General features: G+C 29.6%; 13 protein-coding genes. 1 reads left to right on the forward strand and 12 read right to left on the reverse strand.

Features of this window, described 5'->3' with window-relative positions; genetic code table 11:
- Positions 1–2,308 precede the first annotated feature (2,308 nt).
- Positions 2,309–3,499 (forward strand): transposase, encoded by a 1,191-nt coding sequence (locus JOC47_RS14625; protein ID WP_204703109.1) that lies wholly within the window; start codon positions 2,309–2,311, stop codon positions 3,497–3,499.
- Positions 3,500–3,511: 12 nt separating this feature from the next.
- Here the strand turns inward: JOC47_RS14625 and JOC47_RS14630 are convergent, their stop codons facing one another.
- The 12 genes from JOC47_RS14630 to JOC47_RS14685 form a co-directional block, all read right to left on the reverse strand.
- The gene (locus tag JOC47_RS14630; protein WP_204703111.1) at positions 3,512–4,255 is read right to left on the reverse strand and encodes a hypothetical protein; all 744 of its coding nucleotides are present in this window, start codon (positions 4,253–4,255) and stop codon (positions 3,512–3,514) included.
- Positions 4,256–4,272: 17 nt separating this feature from the next.
- Entirely contained in the window at positions 4,273–4,683 is a 411-nt protein-coding gene (locus JOC47_RS14635; protein WP_204703113.1) for a DUF6262 family protein, read from the reverse strand.
- Positions 4,661–6,280, reverse strand: a complete 1,620-nt coding sequence (locus tag JOC47_RS14640) for a tyrosine-type recombinase/integrase (RefSeq protein WP_204703115.1) — start codon at positions 6,278–6,280, stop codon at positions 4,661–4,663. The genes JOC47_RS14635 and JOC47_RS14640 overlap by 23 nt, the downstream gene beginning before the upstream one ends.
- Positions 6,270–7,706: a tyrosine-type recombinase/integrase gene (locus JOC47_RS14645; RefSeq protein WP_204703117.1), complete on the reverse strand. Its 1,437-nt coding sequence runs from the start codon at positions 7,704–7,706 to the stop codon at positions 6,270–6,272. Before JOC47_RS14645 ends, JOC47_RS14640 begins: the two co-directional genes overlap by 11 nt.
- Entirely contained in the window at positions 7,699–8,802 is a 1,104-nt protein-coding gene (locus JOC47_RS14650) for a tyrosine-type recombinase/integrase (RefSeq protein WP_204703119.1), read from the reverse strand. Before JOC47_RS14650 ends, JOC47_RS14645 begins: the two co-directional genes overlap by 8 nt.
- Positions 8,803–9,204: 402 nt before the next feature.
- A complete protein-coding gene (locus JOC47_RS14655) occupies positions 9,205–10,623 on the reverse strand; it encodes a KAP family P-loop NTPase fold protein (RefSeq protein ID WP_204703121.1) in 1,419 nt (472 codons plus the stop codon).
- 189 nt (positions 10,624–10,812) lie between these two features.
- Positions 10,813–12,420, reverse strand: a complete 1,608-nt coding sequence (locus JOC47_RS14660; RefSeq protein WP_204703122.1) for a HEAT repeat domain-containing protein — start codon at positions 12,418–12,420, stop codon at positions 10,813–10,815.
- 236 nt (positions 12,421–12,656) lie between these two features.
- On the reverse strand, positions 12,657–14,066 hold the full coding sequence (locus JOC47_RS14665) for a DNA cytosine methyltransferase (protein WP_204703124.1): 1,410 nt from the start codon (positions 14,064–14,066) through the stop codon (positions 12,657–12,659).
- A 67-nt stretch (positions 14,067–14,133) separates the two neighbouring features.
- Positions 14,134–15,102, reverse strand: a complete 969-nt coding sequence (locus JOC47_RS14670; RefSeq protein ID WP_204703125.1) for a PmeII family type II restriction endonuclease — start codon at positions 15,100–15,102, stop codon at positions 14,134–14,136.
- Between the two features lie 24 nt (positions 15,103–15,126).
- Complete coding sequence (locus JOC47_RS14675; protein ID WP_204703126.1) at positions 15,127–15,324, reverse strand: hypothetical protein; 198 nt, start codon at positions 15,322–15,324, stop codon at positions 15,127–15,129.
- 323 nt (positions 15,325–15,647) lie between these two features.
- Positions 15,648–18,173 carry a DEAD/DEAH box helicase family protein gene (locus JOC47_RS14680; RefSeq protein ID WP_204703127.1) on the reverse strand — a complete coding sequence of 842 codons (2,526 nt, stop codon included), beginning with the start codon at positions 18,171–18,173 and terminating at the stop codon, positions 15,648–15,650.
- 258 nt (positions 18,174–18,431) lie between these two features.
- Positions 18,432–18,842: hypothetical protein (locus JOC47_RS14685; RefSeq protein WP_204703128.1), on the reverse strand; the 411-nt coding region annotated here is incomplete at its 5' end.

The following is an 18,842-nucleotide window of genomic DNA, read 5'->3' on the forward strand; positions in this document are numbered from 1 at the left end:
TCTCTGCACAAGTATTTACGAACCTTTATCTCAAAACTGATACCTATAATTAAATTTTTATAGCTAATAATTCAACTTAACTATTTCTTGCGTATAACGTCCCTGACATCTTACGACGTTTATATAATGCCCCCAAAACACTTTTTATGCATAATTAATTTTATAAGTCACTTTTATAAATCTTGGCATGCACCTGCAACTAATGTCGTCAATGTCATGTTAGGCGATCCTTCCTGCCGCACGTCTTGATCATAAATCCTACTTTCCAACCTCCACCCCTCGTTACGCTCATTTGAACTTAACCCTAAATTACACTCTAACTCTGTTATTTCAACTTAATATATCAAATGCACAAAACTTAGTCCAAAGATTAATATCAGCACTAATTTCTACCATAGATACACTTCAGAAAAATAAAACGGTAACTAAGCTGTCCCTCTGAAAAACTACTAACTGCTCTTAACACTAAATCCTAGCCTCTCAAACTCCAGGATAAATCTGCTTCCCCAAACCTACAAAATTAGTGAATGAACAAAACTAAAAACTTTAATCTTCAATTATTCGCTGCCAAATATCATTTTGTATAGCAGAGCAAATTAAATTTAAGCTCCTAACTTATCCTCAAATCTGTTCTCTCTCCTTTATTCACTACCGAAAACTTAATAATTACTCTTTTACCTTGTCCAAAAATTAAGAATAATTCAACTATTATATCCTCTAAAATCTTGTACTACTAAAACTTATTTGAGGGGCGCAGTTGAAACTCTATCCTTACATAACAAAATTCCTAATAAATCTATATTATTCCTGGGAAAATCAAAAAAAATAAGTAAATGATTTCTCCTTCCACATCATCTACCCTCGATTATAAAAAGTGCTGATATTAATCTGTCGCTTTTCTCTAACTAAAGCTAAAAAGTATAGATTGATTCCTTACTCAATCCTTGATATATTCCCCAGATCTACACTAAAATAATAATCTAAATATTCGTTATAAACTAGCAACCAGGCAGGAGTTTCGCCTAACGTCCCTGGGCTTCGCGACGTCTCGCTACTGCTCCTATACTTTGCATATTCTCCTGAATTTCATAAGTCAGTGCTGCAACCCTGCTCTATCCTCTATGCCTAGATGTCGCTAAGCCCATGTTATATGATATAGTTAGCAAAAATGTTTTCTATAATCCCCAAAACTCATGCAAGCACTTTTAAACTATGCTGAAACCATTCTACTACAACTACGCTAATAATCTTTTTCTTCCACAATTCCTTCTCAACAACTCTAACTAGATTTCTCTTACAACTAAAATTTTATAACTTAAGAAAAGCGACAAACCGAAAGAGATAGAGTAGATATCATTCCCTAAAATGGTTCTTAAATGTGTTTTTAACTTCACCATGCTCAAAAATTCACCTCTAAAACTGAGCATCTTCTTCTATAAAATTAAACTAACACCAAAATATAACCTAAGGTCTCGCTATTGGACTTGCTTCAAACAAATATACTATCAAATAACTTATATAAGCTTTCACTCTATATTTGCTTTTCTAATATAAAAAAGCATCTACTCTATCTCTTGGTCGGTTATAGGTTTCTGCAGCATTTCCAATAATATGCTTAACCCATTCTACTGCGACTACGCTAATAATTTTTTTCTTCCACAATCCCTTTTCAACAGCTCTAATTAGAATTCTCTTACAACTAAAATTCTATAACTTAAGAAAGCGATAAACTGAAAGAGATAGAGTAGATATCTCCTCTAAAATGGTTCTTTAAATGTGTTTTCAACTTCACTATACCCAAAAATTTGGCTCTAAAACTGAGCATCTTCACCTGAAAAATGAGCCTAACACAAAATAAAACCTAGGCTTCACTACTGGACTTGCTTCAAACAAATACGCTGCCACATAACTTAATCTTTCACCCTATATTTGCTTTTCTAATATAAAAAGCATCTACTCTATCTCTTGATCGGTTTTAGGATTCTGCAGCATTTTCTATTCTAATGCAAGAATCCCCTTTTGCTAACCTCCTTCTATGCAGTCATTTGTTAATATTATCCATTAATTAAAATAAAGGTAGGCATAAGTCATCTCCTTTGATAAAATATTGGTAACCACACCAAATAAAAAGAAAGGAGATAAACTTATGCCTGATGACAGTATATCAAATGACTTTAATCTTTATCGCAGGTTAAACCCCAACCTGCTCTTAGACTAAATCCGGGAGCATATAGTAGTTATATGTCCCCAGTTTAAGCTAGAAGGTAGGATTGAAGTTTATCCTACCACTGACAACTGTTTGGGAAATATGAATTTCCCAGTAACAGAGCCACAGTATAATCATATTTATAATCTGACATCAAGCATAATCGACTCTGATGGCGAAAAAAATTTATCTAATTTAGAAGATGCTACTTTTGATTCTCTTGATCAAAGTTGTATATCTAGATTTTTAATGTCTAATTCTTGGTTAAGTGATATAACCAATGAAAACAGGATTGAAGAATCTATTAATTTCGCTAGCAAAAAAGCTGAGAATGATGAAACTGGTTTTCTGATAATTGATGATACTTTACTCCCTCAATCAGAAGATAATACCCAAATGGAGGGAACTGGTTTTCATAAAGCTCCTAATTCAGCTGATGAAGAATATTGGTGCTCTCACTGCATAACCAGTTCTCATTTATCAATTGGAAAAGTTTCTATGCCTCTAGACTTTGAGCTTTATCTAAAGAATGATTACTGCCAAGAAAATAACGAAGAATTTAATACAAAAGTAGAACTAGGACAGAATCTAATAGAACAGTTTGATGAATATTATAATTCTAATCAGGATATCTACGTTATGGCAGACTGCTGGTACAATGCTGAAGAGTTCATAAATTTTTCCTTGGACAAAGGTTATGATTATATTGGAGCAACACCTGTAAATTATAGCATTGACCACAATGGTGAAAGCATTAAAATTTCTGATTTTTATCCTAGAATCGATCTTGATGATTTAGATTTCATATCTGTTGATGATGAATTTTACTATGTTTATGAGTATGAAGGACGAGTAGCAAATGTTGATGATGTTAAACTCTTATTATGTTGGGAAAACGGTGGTTCTCTCGATAATGCTCCTAAATGTATCTTAACCACTGATTTAAGTCTAGATAAAGAAACTATCATAAAGTACTATTCTAAGCGTTGGGAGATTGAAACTAGTTATTTTTATTTCAAAAATGAATTAGGGCTCGCTGACTATAGACTCCATTCTTTAAAGTCTATAATTAGATATTTGCAAATAGTCTATCTAGCTTATAACTATATTGAAATTCTAAAAATCCTTTCACCAGATGAAGAAAGATTAAGCTATTTCCTTGACTTAGCTAGCAAATATTTTTTTAAAAAGCTAATTGATTATATTCACGAAGCTGGAAAAAAGGGGATTCCTAAAGAACAAGTTTACGATACTTTAGGTCTTGGTGGAAATAACTTACAACTAGTTGCATAGAAAGAGACATAATTATTTAATTTTACCTCCTTGACCATCGACAAAAAAACCTTTATTATTAGCTTTATCTATTTGATTTTTCATCATTTCAAATTTAAATAATTTAAATATTTCTAAATTCTTTTTATATATATTGTCAACAATAAAAGCTAAATCAATTTCTTCTCTCTTTTCTAAAGTATTTAAATACTGTTTTGCTTCTTTATTAAAAGCTTTATTTTCTATTAGCAAACTTATATCAATTAAAAAAATATTATTAATTTCTTCAACCTGTCCTTTTTTATTTTCCCCAATTTTAAAATCAACTGATGAATTAAGAAAAGGTAATCCCTCATGAATAATATAATTTCTAAAACACCTAATAAAATTAGCAAAGTTACCATTATTAAAGTCGTTAATCTTATTTTTAACATTATTATACCTTTTCAAATATTCACTATCATTAACATCTTTTTTAGTCTTTTCGATAAACCTCTTTATATGTTCAATAAAAGATTTAGCTGAAATAAAAAAATTAAATAAATGCTGGATAAAAGATTTTTTTATTTGTTCATTTAAAAAATTATCTTTTATTCTTTCTATGGTATTATTAAAATCTTGGATTTCTTTAAATTTATCCTTTATATCTTGGTAATTACTTTCAAATATATATCTCATTGTTATAATGCTTTTTCCATTTAAACTAGTCCATAAATTAGACCTTATTTTACTATTCTTTATAACTTTTTTATAGTATTCATCATCATTTTGAGTCATATAATCCCCCCTTTATATTAATTTTTTAACCTCTCAATTTCCTCTCTTAATCTCTCATTTTCATCTTTTAACTCTTCCATCTCAACTAACTGTTCAACCAACTTCTGCTTGTCTTCTTTCAATTCTTTAATTTCCTCATACAGCTCTTTAATCTTTTCATTCTTTTTCTCCAGCTCATCTTTAGGAACTCGGTCTTCGGGAACACCTTTAGAAGTTTCTCTCAAACTCATTATACGCTCCTTTAAGCAGTCATTGTTGTATAGGGTAGCCTTTGCCACTCCTGCTTCCTCTGCAACCGCTACAAAAGTAACATCTTTAGTTTTAGATCTTTTTAGCTTATCAATGGCTTTATTAACTTTCTCAATGGTTTCCTGGTTCCGCTTTTTAGCGTGTTCTTTCAGTCCTTTAGTTTGCTCCCTCTTTGCCATTGATTTTCGCCTCCAATCTATTATAAGTTTCTTCATCAAGTTCTCCTTTCAAATCCTTTAAATCAACCATATCCATTTTTTCTTCTAAATCCTCTACAAGAGGTTTGAGATGGTCATATTTAAGTTTTTGTCTTTGCCAATCTCTTTCTCTATCTAGTTCCTTAAATCGGCTCATTTTTTTCTCTATAAGTTCTAGCTCCTTTTTTAAAACAGGATAGAAAGTAACCTCGGTAACATAATTAGAGCAATTATACATAAAGCATCCGTTCCCATCAGTGCAATTCCCTCGCCTGAAATCATACAAACAAACGCCTGTGGGAAGAGGATTGAAACTCATAGTTTTAGATAAATCTTCAATCAACCGGTCAATCTCTTCTTCGGTTTTCCCTTTAAATTCTTCCTGCAAAGTTTGTTCAATTTCATCGGCTCTTTTTCCAGCTATTTTGGAATCAGGGTCTAATACTAATTCCCCGAACTTATCTTTAATCTCATCCTGTTCTAAAGATAAATAGTGGTCGGTCATTTCTATAGACACATGATTGAAATGCTTTTTAATATGCCCTATAGACACTCCTTGTTTTATCAATTCTCGAACGAAAGTCGCTCTAAATTGGTGAGTGTGAATAGGATATAATTCACCATCTTTCCCTCTAATGTCATTTTGTTTTACGAAGGTTTTTATTCGGTTTTCATTAAACTTTTGTCCTTTTAATGGTCTGATTTTTCCGTATTTGTATAAAAACAATTTTTTTAATCCACTTTCTTCTCTTAAATCTTTAGTATATTCTTCAAGCTCTTTTACTGTTTTTTTAACTAGGTCATTGACGAACACCTTGTGTTTTACTGGTTCATTTTCTGTTTTGCTAATTATCATTTCCATATAATCATTGTCTTCGGAAGTATTTTTAATGCAGCCTTCTTCGATAGATAAAACTTCCGAAATCCTTAATCCTGTTTGGCTTTGGATAATTATGCCTGCTCTAGTTAAAAAACTAGAATCTCCATTAACTGCACTATCTAATATCTGGTTAAAAACATCTTTAGGTATTGGTTTGGTCTTCCGCTGTTTTCTGCCTTTCTGCGGTTCCCATAACTTATTGGCACTAACATCGTCAAAACTAATCTGTGATACCTTCCAATCTTTAGTTTGTCCTTTTTTAATGATATTTTGAACTATTAGAGTAGCTTTATAACCAGCTTTTCGGGAAAGATTTTTCCCTTGATTGATTTCGTAATCTTCTTTTAACCAATTTACATAGTCTAAAAATATTTTTTTAGTAACTTCCGTAAAAGAAGAAATATTATTTTTACTGCAAAATTCAATAAATCGAGGTAAGCGGCCATTTATTTTAGTAAAAACTGTTCTTGGCTTCACTTCGCCTAATCTATGATAGGCATACTGCTTGACGGTAAACTTCATATCTTCACTTTCTATATAAGAAAAATCTACCTTCTTTTTATTTTTTCTAATATTTACATCTTCCATATACGGAGTTAAATCCCAGACATCATCTTTAAATTTGGAGTTGCCGATAGTTATTTCATCTAAACTTACATCTTCGGTTATAGGCTTTAATTGCTGTAAACTAACTGACATTCTGTATTTCCTCCAATCTAGCTATAATTTCTTTTAAAACCTCTATAATAGGCTTTAAATGGTCAGCATAGTGTTTCCCATATTCATTGTTCTTTAACTCCTTCTGTAGCTCCTTCAAATGTTTTTTATGAGTTTCTAGGTATTCGGGAGTAGTTATATAGTGCTTACAGGTAAAACATTGGCGTTTTTTCTTCAACCTATCGCAAACTTTGCCTTCTTCTTCGATAGGTTTAGTGCAGTAACCATCAACCATTCTAGCTTTACTGTCTTTATTTTCCTCAAACCATTCTAAAGTCTTTTTATCTTCTATGACTTCTTGATTAACTTTATTTATATCTCCTATAATCCCTATTTCATTAAAAACTTCTGCTCTCTCTTTACCTTTAATATCTGCATAGTGTTTCCCTGTTGTTTCGGGACTTGAATGACCTAAAACCTCTTTAATATCAAGTAAGTTTCTACCTTCCGAATACATATCAGTTGCAAGAGTTCTGCGAAACTGTGTTGGGGTTAAATTATATAACTCTCCATCTGAACCTCGGATATTGTGTTCCTCAACGAAATTGTCAATCCATTTGCGATATGTTTCGGGAGATATATTATTTATTTCACCTGCTTTAGGACCTGTAGGAACTCTATGAATCAAAATATAATCTTCAAGTTCACTATCAACTTCTTCTCGATATTTTTCGGTTCCCTCAATTAAATTCTGGACAGCTTCAGCACATTCTTTAGGCACTTTATTTCGTTGAGGTTTTCTGCTTTTGTGATTATACCAGGATAAAATCCAACCAGAAATTGGATGTTGTTCTAAACAATCTTCTTTCAAATTAAGCATGTCGGATATTCTCATACCTGTTGTCTGCAAAATTACAAACCCATATTTTATATAAGGGTTTTCTTCTTCTTTTAAAGCAGAATTTATCTGCCTTAATACATTATCAGGGATAAAATCAGTTTCTCTATTTTTATTTACTCCAGTAAACTCATTGCCTGCAAATATTTCTTTTTTGGGAACCATATCGGGCATATATATTTTGCCCCATTGAACAACTTGTTTTAGGCTATTAAAACAATGTCTTTGAAACCGATAAGACAAAGGTTCACCAGTTCTTTCAGAAACTTGTGTTGCAAGAAAAGATAAAAATTTTTCTACATCATCATTTGTTAAATTTTTTAAAGAGTATATATTGTTTTGAACAGCAAATTGGTTGAAATATTTAAAACTACTAACCTGGTTATATAAATACCTCAAACTGTTCCTATTTTCCTTATAATTCCTCCAAACATAACTTTTAACCACCTTTTTTATCTCTTCACTTTCTATATAAGAAAAATCAAAATTAAACTTTTCTTCATAATTAACCGAATTTTCATCATCATCAACCAGTTTCCATTTATCTCCCTGGGGCATATTATCAAACATCACTATCACCTTCTAGTAAATCAGTTTCCTGCCAATACTCATCCATAGCATTTTTAACATAATTGTTCGATAAGTGAGTATATTGTTGAGTAGTAGATAGATATTTATGGCCAGCAATCCTTTTAGCTACTGAAGCATCCATTCCTTTCTCCATCAATCTAGTAATACAGGTATGCCTTAAATCGTGGAAGTTAAACTTTATTCCCGTTTTCTTCTGCACCCGCTTAAAAACCCCATATATAGCCCGATAAGTTAATGGTTTCCCTAAATATCTGCTTTGTTGAGCTACAAAAAGATAATTATGCTCTGTTTCAATGCCTAACCGTTCTTCCATAATAAAATCATCTATTTCATTAACTAAACTAACTGGCATATATAAATCTCTACGTTTCCCTTTGCTTTCAATCTCCTCTAAAACTGCTACACCTTCTTCTTCCAAAGAAGGAGTAACCCTTGGTATATCCTCAATCTTTAAATCTAAAACTTCCTGTATTCTAGCTCCCGACAAATACATTACTTTAAAAATCAGTTTATCCCGCCAAGTATTTAAATTATCTAAAAACTTTTTAACCTCTTGATTGTCCAGTATTTTTACTCTATATTCACTTTCTTTGACTTTGAAAATAGACCGTTTAGTTTTATTATCACTTTTGATATGATGCAAAAGACTTTTAAACATATCACTAGGGCGTTCAACCTCTTCTTTTAAAATTGGATTATCTACTTCTAATACCATAGAACAATATTTATAAAAATTATAAACCGTACTTAAAATCCGATTAATCGTTTTATTACTTCTTTTGCTCTCAACATTCAAATGACTTACTTTTTCATCATGCTCATAATCAGGCTCTCTTAAAAATTCTATAAACCCTCCAATATCCCTAGGAGTAACATTCCTATAATCATAACCTTTCTGTTCTAAAAACTCCCAATAAAGTTTTAAATCTCTACCATAAGCCCTAATAGTATTTTTAGCTCTATCCTTTAATTTAAGGTGCTTTAAATAATCATAAATAGGCTTTACAATCTCCATATCATCATTAAGCAAAACAACTTTTTCTTCACCATTTCTCTCTACTACATTTAACTCCAATAGTAAGCACCCCTTAATTAATATGTTTAACATGTTATTTAACTTTATTATAGGGGGCTTAAAGTAATAATTCAACACTAAAAATAAATAAATTATAATAGTTAAACTTCGTACTTATTATACTCACTTGTAGCTTTAAAAATCACCTATAAACCCCTAATATAATAGTAATTTATAATAATATAACTTGTTAAACACTAACCACTAAAGATAACACTTTATCAACTCCTTACTTGATTTTGTATTTCACATAACGTCCCTAGGGTTCGCGACGTCTACCTCAACCCTCCTATAACTTGTCCTTTCTATAAAACTTACATATGTAATTCCTAACCTTGCCTAACCTCTTAGCCTAGATGTCGCTAACCCTATGTTAGGTGAAGTTGTAGTTTGAAAAATCTATCATCTATCTGTAAATCTATCGGTAATCTCAATTTTTTCAACTAAATAATCTGGCTTATCAGTATGATGATTACTACTATGATGACCTATTAATTCTAATATTCTCTCTTCTCTAGTAAAATTGAATTCATCAGAATTACTTCTAACTTCTTCATATTCACCAATTATATCATCTTTTTCATTTGTTTGATCATAATATATTAGATGTGATTCAACTAGTTTATCATGCCCTCTTGGTTCATCACTAAAAAATTCATTAGCATTAGACAATTCTTTTAAATAACTTAATAATTTTTTTGATCCTACCTCCCCTTTTACATAATCTTGATACAAACTATTATCATAATTTTTTAAAGAAACTAAAATAGTTAATAAAGTAGGATATAAATATTTATCTTTGGGAATTGTTTTAAAAACTATACTCATTTGAGAAAAACATTGTTCCCTAACTCTCAAACTAAAATCAAATAAATTAAATAACTCAGAAGCACTTTTTAAAAAATATTCTTTATCTTTTTTAGCCTTACTTGAATGATTTTTTCTACTTTTAAAATATTCTGAAAATCCAAATTTATTAAATAATGCTTTAGCAAATAAACCTTTTTCTGGTTTTGGTAAAGAATAATTTAAATCAATAAATCTTCGCAAATATCCATCTGCTTCCATACCAGAACCATAAATTGCTTTTATTGAATTTCCAATTTGGTTTTTATCAATTCCTAATACAAAAATAATATTATCAACATTAAAAAAATGTTTTGCATTTTCTAAAATTTCTAAAGCATAATTAGGACGACAGCGATCTAGTTCATCTATAAAAAAGATTAAAGGTTTTCCATCTTCTCCATCTATCTTTGTTATTTCATCAGCAAAATCAAATAAATATTCTTTAAATTGTTCAATAGTGTTTTTAGCCTCTTCATGTTTTTTTATTTGATTACTTGCAATATTTTGAGTAAGTTTAGCAATATCATCTTCAGTTGCATTATTTAAATCTATAATCCCAGATGTAGCTATCTTTAAAGTAGTTGGAATAGCATCTTTCATTAAAGTTGTACCAGTATCTTTAATCTTTTCCATATATCTCTCTAAATCAGATATTTCATCATGTTCTTTTTTTACTTCTTTAATTGCCGTTTCGATCTCTCCTATTAAAGAAACAAGAGCATCGTTACTAAAATCATTTCTCCAAGCATTAAAAAATAAAGTGGTAAATCCTTTATTCTCTAAATACTTTTCCCACATCCTCAAAAAAGTCGTTTTCCCAGTTCCCCATTCAGAATTAATAGCTAGTACGAAAGATTTTTCCGTAGACGAAACCAAATTGGTTAATATTTCTGCACTTTCTCTTCTATTTAAAACATCTTTTTCAAAAGGACTATTCTCTTCAACTTGAATTTCAGGTGATTTTAATCTCATAGTTAATCCCCCTCGACCATAATAAAAAATAACGGAAACTACAATTTCACCTAACGTCCCTGGGGTTCGCGACGTCTAGCTCCCTCTACCTATAACTTGTCCATCCTCTAAAATTTCATATGTAACTCCTAGCTTCACCTATCCTCTTAGCCTAGATGTCGCTAACCCCATGTTATACGTCGTACCCGGTCATTTGAAAAAACCTAAATGGTATTCTATTAAATTTTTATCTTCTTTCTCAATACTATCACCATAATCATTCAAAGCTTTTTCTAAATTCAAAATTTGATTTTTAGTTGGCGAAACAAATATTTCATTACACTTTCTTTTCCATCTACTTAATGCTGAATAACCAACATTAGAAATCTTATCATTATTATTTGTACAAATTTCTAATATATATATCAGCACTTCCCACTTGTTTTTTACAGAACAAATTAAGCTGGCTGTATTTCTCTTAATATGGGTCATCTTATTTTTATTAAAAATTTTATAAATCCTCTTAGCATCACTCTTATAAATTTTATCTTGTAAAACTATTTTAGCTTGTTTTGAAACTCCCGGCCTTTCATCAGCCAGTAATAAAATAAATTGATCTTTATATTCCTCAAAATTCAATTTAGCAAGAGAATATATTGCCGCTTTAACTATACTAACTTTATCATGGTTTAAAAAAGAAGAAATATATCTTGTATCATCAGAATTCCCAGTCTCTCCAATACCATAAATAGCCCCTATACAAATATCTTCATTTTTTAAAATACTTCGGTAAAAAGACTTAAAATCATAATTGCAATGTTTTCTTAAAAAATAACGTGCTATTTCTCTAACTGAACCATTTTCATCTAATAAAGCCTCTTTTAATCTTTTTATGCTCTTCTGCGGATCAAACTTATAAAATATTTCAAGTATTTTTTTTCGAATTGGAGCATAATTATCTGATAAAAATGATTGAATAAAATATTCAAAATCTTTTAAGCTTACACGTTCTTTAAGTTTACGAATTGCAAATAATCTGTTATAAGCAGAAAGGTCAGTTAAAATATAGTCTATTATTTCTTTATTATTAAAAATCTCTTTCTCAATCGCTATTTTATAGCAATATCTACGAATCTTTTCATCATCTGAATTAAACCCTCTTTTCAATTTTGAGTAAGCTTCTTCATTAGAAAATATTGAAATGATTTCATTAATAATATTAGAATGATCATAACGTTTGCATTTTCTTAAGTGAAAAATCAAAGGCAAATTATCAATTACAACTTTAGTATTTATTGAATTTATATAGTTTTTTACTTTATCAATTACTTTTTCTCTAATAATTTCTACCCAATCATTTAATCTAATTAAAAAATATGAAAATTCATTTCCAGTAGAAAAATTTGCTAATTCTTCTACTGCTTTTTCACGAAAATAGCCATTAGGATGAAAACTACATAATCCTAAAATAGTTACCCTTTCTTTTTTGGTCATTGATGACTCTAACAAATTATTAGGACTTTCTTCAGCCCAATCATAACTCCATTCCAAAGAAGTCCTTTCTCTAAATAATGAGTCCAATCTTTTCAAATGTAAAGGAGATAATGAATTTACAGCCTCATTTAAAATTTTTGCTATTTCTAATTTTAAATCAGTATTACTACAAAGCAATAATTCAAAACCATCTGGAATACTTGAAATCTTTTTTTCATTCTTTATTTTTTGAAGAATATCATCTGAATTCTTTTCAGCAAATTCATCTATGAAAGATTGAACTTTATTAGTTTTAAATATATTTTCTGATTTTTCTTTAAACATAAATTCCACCTCTAAATGATTTTATAGGGTATGACGTATAACGTCCCTGGGATTCGCGACGTCTCACTACTGCTCCTCTACTTTTGCTTGTCCTCCTAAATTTCATAAGTCAGTGCTTACCCTTGCCCTATCCTCTGCACCTAGATGTCGCTAATCTCATGTTATATGAAGGAGCTTGGTGTATAAAAAAAGAGACTGATATTAAAAATACCAGCCCCGTTTGAACTTTATTTTACTTAAATAGCTTCTTCATTTTCTATTTCAAGAAATTTTTCAACATGTAAAGCAATTTGCTTAGCTAATAATGGCGGTACTGCGTTTCCTATCTGCTTAGCAATAGCTTTAAAATCTCCCTTAAATATAAAATCATCAGGAAAACTTTGTATTCTTGCACCTTCTCGTAAAGAAAGCCCCCTGTTTTCTACTGGATGCAACTTTTCTCTAGCATTAAAATCCGTGGTCAAAATTGTATTTGATTTATCTTCACGATTCAGCCGCATATATCTAGGTCTAATACCAGATTGACTATTGAGATCGTAAGCAATTTCTCCATTTACGTCTTTACTTCTAAGCCAGCCTTTATCTTTCAATTTTCTAATATTATCTTTATTAATATTAATTCCTTCATCAATTACTTTCTCAAAACCATACTTAGCTGCTTCATTTAAAACTTTTTGTTTTTTAAAGCTATTGATTATAGTTTTTTCTTTTATATAATCAGGTCCTGATTTGTCTGTAGCTTTATATGCCTTTCTTCCTCTATGCCTAGCTATAAACCACAATACTAATCTTTGCTCATAAGTAAATTCACTTTGAAACAAATTCCAAACTCCAACATACTTTTCACCAAACCTAGTACTTCTATACATTTTTCCTTCTGGTATTTTTTCAACAATAAACATATCTTTTTCTCTAGGTTCTTTAGCAATATGATTATAAATCTTATTGCTTTTTTCTCGCATAATTTCTTGATATTCATTCTTAGGTTTAATATCATAATTGCTTATACCATTTTTAGTAGGTGAAGGCAAATCCGAAATAGCTTCTCCTACCAATACATCAGCTACATATTCATTATTTGATTTTGTCAATAAATTTAATTGTTTTTTAGATGTAGGATGTGGTATAGTAGGTTTTGGATATCCTTTTTTAGTAGCAATAAAAATAGTTCTTTTCCTTTTCTGGGGTACACCAAACTCTGCACAATTCAGAATTGAATAATTTAAATTATACCCACTTTTCTCATATTCATTTTCTATATCATTAATAAAATCATCACTAATTGTCATTATCCCTGATACATTTTCCATCACTACAATATCGGGATTGATTTCTTTTACCCATCTTATAAAATGAAATACTAAATTATTTCTATGATCTCCTACATTCCTACTACCTTTTGCATCACTAAAACCTTGACAAGGTGGCGATCCTATAACAATATCAATTTTGGCATCCTTTAATTCTTCAGGCACTTCTCCTGTAATATCATAATTTACTCCCTCAGCACTATGATTAAAGTTAAATGTTTCTAAGGCTTCTTCATTAATGTCATATCCTTTTAATATTTCAAATTTATCGGACATTTCAAATCCTTTACTAAATCCTCCAGCACCACAAAATAAATCAATCGCTTTATATTTCATTACATCTAACCTCCATAATAATTACTATATATATTATAACCAAATATACTGGAAATATAAACTTATATTATAAATTGAGTTGTTCAACTTTTTTAATTGATTCTTCATCCGTGCCATTATATAACTCTTCCCATTGTTTTAATAATAATGATTTCTTCTTATTAATCAAATCAGATAGCTTCTTTCCGCCTTCTTTTGTTTCATATTTTTTTGAAGCTTCTGATATCATATCTAATAATTCCTCTGTAAATCCAGACTTCTGAGAAATAAAATCCCAAAACTCTTTTCCAATTTTAGAATTCTCATCTATATTCTTGAGGTTACCGCTAATCTGTGAAGATAATGCTTCCCTGTTACCAAAAGTCATTCCTAAAATACCTTTGTTAGTATCATCTTGCTTTTCAATTTTTCCAATCATTTCATTTAAAGACTCTACCATGCCAACATTCATGGTATTAGGACCACTTTTCACTTGAATATAATAACTTATATCTTTCACTTTCTTTTTAATATCAAACTTCTTACCTTTATACTCAACATTTTCATCTCGTGGAACATCTTTAGCACCACAAGATTTAGCAATTTTTTCAACTGTCATTCCCCAAGAAGTAACAATAGACCGAGTAATGCGTTGATACAAATAAAATGAAATAATTTCTTCTGCACTATCAAATTTTAAAGCTCTAATCAAAAATGGATTTATATCTAATATATCTAAATCTAATTCTTTTATCTTTTTATAGGTTGAATGAATAAAATCAGAAATGATTTCTTCAACTTCTAAAATCATTATTTCTTCATTGAAATCAATAGCCTCTATTATACTAATTATCTCGTCAACTTGGTTAGAATTTAAAACACTCCTACCACTATTATAAGATAAGCTTTCTAAATGCTTTTTATTTATTTCGCTAAACCCTGAGAAGCTATCAACTAAACCAATTATTTTAGCAGCAGTCTTTTTACCAACACCATCTACTTTTTCTAATTGATTTTCAATATATTGATATTCTCTATCAGTGAAATTTAAAGTCATGTTATTCCCCCTTCAATTAAATTTTTATTCATCTTTTAAATTATTTATCCAATCGCTAAAATCAGAATTAAATTCATTAAAACTTGGTAAATACTCTGGATAATTATTAGATAATTTATAAAACTCATCATCATCAAGTTTATCCCAATCTTCTGAAACTTCCATCATTAAATTTTTAATTTGCTCCAACTTTTCTTTTATATTATTAAATTCTTTAGACATATCTTATCTACCTCCAATTAATTTTAAATTATATCAAATTTTTATAACAGTTTAATTATATCAGTTATTACTAAAAAATTAAATTTAATAAGTAATATTTATGTATAATAAATCTAATTTAATATTTTATCAATAAAAAAAGCAACTAAAGCTCTTTCATATAACGTCCCGCAGCTTCGCGACGTCCCATCAATGCTCTATAACCTAATTAACGCAACCTGAATTTCATAAGTCATCCCCAGCCCTCATTTATGCTCTGCAACTGGATGTCGCTAAGCTGCTGTTATGTGATGTGGGCCCCTGCCCTGTTTTAGATAATACTATTACACATTATCAGATTTTTTGGCATTTTCTTTCTTAGTTAATAGTTGCAAATTATCTAAAGTAGTCTTACCTCCTTTAGACATAGGTATAATATGGTCTATTTGAAAAGGTAATTTACTTTTACTTCTAAAATCACTAATAGCAGAATTATAATATCCCTCTTCATCTTTTGCTCTTGCATAAACTGCATTATGTAATTTTCTAAAATGTTTAGGAGCTTTTTTTCTTAATTCTGACATACTTAAATTTTCAAGCTCAACTAAATCATATTCAACTTTTGGATTTTCATTTTTTCCATCAATTAAGTTAGGAAATTGAAGCTTCTTTTTTTCTTTACTTAATTGACTAATAAAATAATCTTTATTATGATTAAAAAGAATTTTCCACCATGATTTTTCTTCTGAATCCCATAAATCATTAATATAATTAGCTTCTTCCCTTCCTCCAAGATCATTCTCAAAAATGTACTTAGCCTCTTTAGATAAATCAAATTTTTTACGATTCTTAAATTCATAAAAACGAGGTTCTACACCCTTAAAGGCATAATATCTTAGTATATCTTTAATATCTTCCCTCTTATAATCTAAAGTAAAATCCTTTCCAATAAAAAATTCATTTTCGACTTCATTGCAAAGTTCTTCTAATTCATCACCTGATAATTTTTCCTTACTATTAAGATTATTGAAATCAAATAATCTTTCTAACTCATTGATAAATTCTTTATAACTATCATGCATATCATCATAAACTAAAACTTCACAATTTTTAGTCATATCTTCTCTTGTTTTCTTATTTGATACTAATACAGAAAAAGAATATAATCCAATTGGAATTCGCTCTAAAAAATCAATTGCTTCTAATCTAGAAGTATCAATAGAATCATCCATCATACTGGCAAATTCTTCAATTTTCTCAATGGAAATCAATCTAATTAATTTCTCTCTTGTTTCCGCTGTTTCATTATTAAAATCAACATTCTCTTCTATGTATAGCTTTTCTGGATTAACCCAATTAATCTTATCTCGCCAATTATCAATAAAACTAACTATATAAGCCTCTTCAGTTCCTCCTGCCTTCTGCCCTCGTAAAGCTCGTCCGATCATCTGAGTCATTAAAATACTAGAAATTGTTGGTCTAGTTAAAAATACAGTTTCTACATCTGGTAAATCTACTCCCTCAGTTAAAATATTCACATTAACTAAAACATCAACTTCTCCTTCTCTAAAACGTTTAACTTTACGCTGATTATCTTCTTGAGAAACTGATACCCCATGAACATTTTTAATACTAGAAACAATATACTCCGAAGAGACTCCTCGACGATTAAATAACTTATTTAAAGTTATAGCATGATCAATATCAATAGTGAAGACTAATAACTTACCATACTTATTTTTATTTTCAATATAATGGCTTACAATTCTATTATTCCGCTCCTTACTACTAGCAATCTTTTTCGCAATATCTCCTTTCAAATCAAAGGATTGAATATTTTTTACATCTTGGTCAGTTAACTCACGATGTATATTAAGTTCAGTATTATATTCTTTAAATATAGGAGCAGATAAAATACCACGATTAATTAATTGTTCTAAATCAACTTTATATAAAATATCGTCCTTAAATATTTTTTTCAATAATCCCTGTTCTTTATCTGAACTTCTAAATGGAGTAGCAGTTAACCCTAATAAATTAAACTTACTAACTTTGTTTTTAACTTCATTTATTACTTTCCTATAAGTTTTAGCAGTCGCATGATGTGCTTCATCTACTACTAAAAAAATTTCTTCTTCACTATTAGCCCAATTATTTATTAAATAATCCATATTACAATACAAGCTATCTTTGCTAGCAATAATAAAGTCATCATTATTTTGAATATTAACTGGTCTATCATGTTGTCCAGAAATAATTCGATAGCGAAAATCTTTTATATTTTTCACTAAATCTGAAAAAGCATTTTTATTTAAAGCGGAAAAAGCTTGATTAAGTAATTCATGACGATGAGCAATCCATAATACTTTTTTATTACGACCAATCGCATTTCGTAACAGCCACTGCATAGCAGTTAATGTTTTTCCCCCACCAGTAGGAATAGCTAACATTCCGGAGAAAGAATCCAACCTTTTATATTTTCGATTCATGCTCTTAATAGCCTCTTGTTGATGAAGATATAAATTAAAAGGATTATCTCCTGAAGCTACCTTAATCTTACCTGCATTATTGTTAATAACTTGATTTTCAAACTTAAAAGTAATGTTCTCGTCATAAGATAAATCATCCCAATTAACCTCTTGATTACTTGTACTATTATTTACAACAACAATATTATATTCATTCAAACACTCATCAACTATATTAAGTAATTTATTACTTCTTCTTTCATATCCAAACTTACCTAAAAAAGTTTTAAACTTCATATAAATCAGACTATTATCTCTATTTTCTATTTCTTTTTTAATCCCCATTACTACTTGTCGTACTCCCTCTTCAAAATTTTCACTTTTCCTAACATCAAAATTCATCTAGAACACCTTCCTTTATTTTTAAACATTTTATCAAAATAAACTTGTAACATAGGGCACATGTCACATAACGTCCCTAGGGTTCGCGACGTCTTGCTAAACCCTACTATAACTTGTCCATCCTCCAAAACTTTCATATGTAATTCCAAGCTTCACTTAATCTCTTAACCTAGATGTCGCTAACCCTATGTTAGACGAAGTGGCAAGTCCTCTAAAATCACATTTCCATTAATAATCTTCACAAACACATAATTCACTTTAGAAATAATTATATTTGTTAGATAAACCATGATTAATTACAAAAAAAGAACGGTCTACCTCACTTGAAGATTGAGATAGAGTTATCCAATTGTCAATTTCAAAAGTTTCTAATGTATAATTAACAACTAAAATTGGAACATCTAAATCATTAGCTATTTTTTTACTATTTCCTTTTTCTATTTTATCTACTTCATTGGCTATATTTTTTTGTATCTCTCTAATATTCCTTCCCTTACAATCCTTATAATGTTTTCTTAGATATCTTGCAAATCCTCTTCTAGTCAGTTTTATACTTCTAACTTTTTTATTAATTCCAGTATTTCTTTCTATGAAATCATCTTTTTCTAAAAATTCTAACTCAGTTTTTAATTTTTCTATATTCATATCTATATTATTGCTAAAATATTC

The sequence above is a fragment of the Halanaerobacter jeridensis genome, assembly GCF_016908315.1.
In the GTDB taxonomy this organism is placed as follows: domain Bacteria; phylum Bacillota; class Halanaerobiia; order Halobacteroidales; family Halobacteroidaceae; genus Halanaerobacter; species Halanaerobacter jeridensis.